Raw genomic sequence first — 2,531 nt, 5'->3', positions numbered from 1 at the left:
CTGCCATTTGAGCAACTGGTGGAAGCGCTGCAACCGGAACGCAATCTGCATCAGAACCCGCTGTTCCAAGTCATGTTCAATCACCTGCGCGAGGACTATCGTGCCCTGGGGCAGTTGCCCGGACTGACTGTGGAAGAATATGAGCTCGGCGATCGCGGCGCGCAATTTGAAATGACGCTGGATACTGTGGAGAGGCCGGGCGGGCAGATTGACGCACGTTTCACCTACGCCGCTGAATTGTTTGAAGCAGATACGATTGAGCGACTGAGCGAACACTATCTTAGAGTGCTGGAACAACTGGCTGAAACCCCGGCGCGGTGTGTGGGTGACATCATGCTCCTAAGCACCGCGGAATGGCAACAGCTAAAAGATTGGGGGCTCAATAAACGACGCTATGCCGATACAGAACCGGTGCATCGCTTGATCGAGCGGCAGGTTGTCGAACGCCCTGATGCGGCCGCGCTTATATTTGGCGATACGACACTCAGTTACGCGCAACTGAACAGCCGGGCGAACCGGCTGGCGCACCGATTGATGGCTTTGGGAGTGAAACCCGAGAGCCGGGTGGGGATTGCGGTGGAACGCTCGATCGACATGGTGGTTGGGCTGCTGGCGACGCTCAAGGCGGGCGGCGCATACGTGCCGCTGGATCCGGCGTATCCGCGGGAACGGCTGGATCACATGGTGACAGACAGCGCGATTGAACTATTGCTGACGCAAAGCCACGTCAGGGAACGGATTCCATATGCGGAAGGGTGCCATGTTGTGGAACTGGACACGCTGGATTTGATGGACTGGCCGGACAATAATCCGGCAGTGAACCTGCACGGGGAGCATCTGGCTTACATCATCTACACTTCCGGCTCCACCGGGAAACCTAAAGGTGCCGGTAATCGTCACAGTGCGCTGCATAATCGGCTGGTTTGGATGCAGGAAGCTTATCCCCTGAACTATGACGATACTGTGCTGCAAAAAACACCGTTCAGCTTTGATGTATCGGTTTGGGAATTTTTCTGGCCATTAATGGTTGGTGCGCGCCTAGCTATCGCTAATCCGGGTGATCACCGTGATGCCGCGCGGTTGATTGCGCTGATTCAACAGCACGCAGTAACGACGTTGCATTTTGTTCCCTCCATGTTACGGGCCTTTATGGCAGATGGCGATGTTGCAGCCTGCAGCAGCTTGAGACAAATTATTTGTAGTGGGGAAGCGCTGCAATGGGAAATGCAGGAAGCAGTATTCAGGCAACTTCCCAGTGCCAAACTTTACAATCTCTATGGGCCGACAGAAGCGGCTATCGACGTAACCCATTGGACTTGTCGTGATGAAGCATCCGGTAATATTCCGATCGGGCAACCGATAGCTGCTACCCAAACCTATATTCTGGATACCGACCTTAACCCGACGCCGCAAGGGGTAGCGGGAGAATTGTATCTTGGCGGTGCAGGACTTGCCCGCGGTTATTTGAACCGACCGGGCCTGACGGCGGAGCGATTCGTGGCGAATCCGTTTGATGGGAACGGAGGACGGCTCTACCGCACGGGGGATTTGGCGAGATGGCGATCGGATGGACAGATTGAATACCTGGGGCGGCTTGATCATCAAGTCAAGGTAAGAGGTTTTCGCATCGAATTAGGTGAAATCGAAACACAATTGCTGTCACAGCCGGGAATCAGAGAAGCAGTGGTGGTGGCAAAAGAAGGGCCGGGTAGTGCAAGACTTGTTGCCTATGTGTCATGTCATGCAGGAAATGAGATAGATACGGTTGAATTGTGTGGCGCATTGGGAAAATCCCTGCCCGGCTATATGATTCCATCGGCGACCATCGTGCTGGAGAGCCTGCCGCTGAATGCGAATGGCAAAGTAGACCGCAAACTGCTGCCCGAACCGGAGTTTATCAGCGTGGAACAATACGAAGCGCCGCAAGGTGAGATAGAAGAAGCGCTGGCGGCGATCTGGATGGAAGTGCTGAGTCTGAAACGAGTGGGGCGGAATGATCATTTCTTTGAGTTGGGTGGGCATTCCCTATTGATTCTGCAAGTGCAACAGAAATTACAGCGCAACAGATCGGTTGCATTGCCACTGCGGATGTATTTTGAGCATCCTGTGCTGCATGAAATCGCTGCGATGATACAGGTGAACTCCTTGGCTTCCAGTGCGCGCGGTGAATTGTCGGAGATGTCGGAATTACTTGATTTATTGGAGAATTGATTGGAACTGAATAAGCAGGATATTGCCGAGCGGTTTTCCGCGCTCTCCCTCGATAAGCAAAAGACATTTCTCAAGGCGCTGAAGGAGCGGGGAATCGATTTTTCTTTGCTGCCTATCGTTCGACAATCTTCGGAAAACCATCCGATTCTTTCGTATGCGCAGCAGCGTCACTGGTTTTTATGGCAATTGGATCCGCAGAGCACGGCGTATCATTTGGGCGGTGGACTGCGTTTGCTTGGGGACTTGAACGTTGCAGCGTTGCAGGCGAGTTTTCAGGGGCTGATAACACGACATGAATCGTTGCGCACGGTTTTTCAGAT

The 2,531-nt window shown here is 53.5% G+C and carries 2 protein-coding genes; both read left to right on the top strand.

Annotated elements, in window-relative coordinates; genetic code table 11:
• Nucleotides 1–2,211 (top strand): non-ribosomal peptide synthetase (locus C8R34_RS16075; RefSeq protein ID WP_146207594.1); only part of this gene is annotated, 2,211 nt, incomplete at its 5' end.
• Nucleotides 2,212–2,531: condensation domain-containing protein (locus C8R34_RS16070; RefSeq protein WP_146207593.1), on the top strand; the 320-nt coding region annotated here is incomplete at its 3' end.

This window comes from Nitrosomonas sp. Nm84 (assembly GCF_003201565.1).
In the GTDB taxonomy this organism is placed as follows: Bacteria; Pseudomonadota; Gammaproteobacteria; order Burkholderiales; family Nitrosomonadaceae; genus Nitrosomonas.
This window is presented reverse-complemented; position numbering and strand designations above follow the sequence as displayed.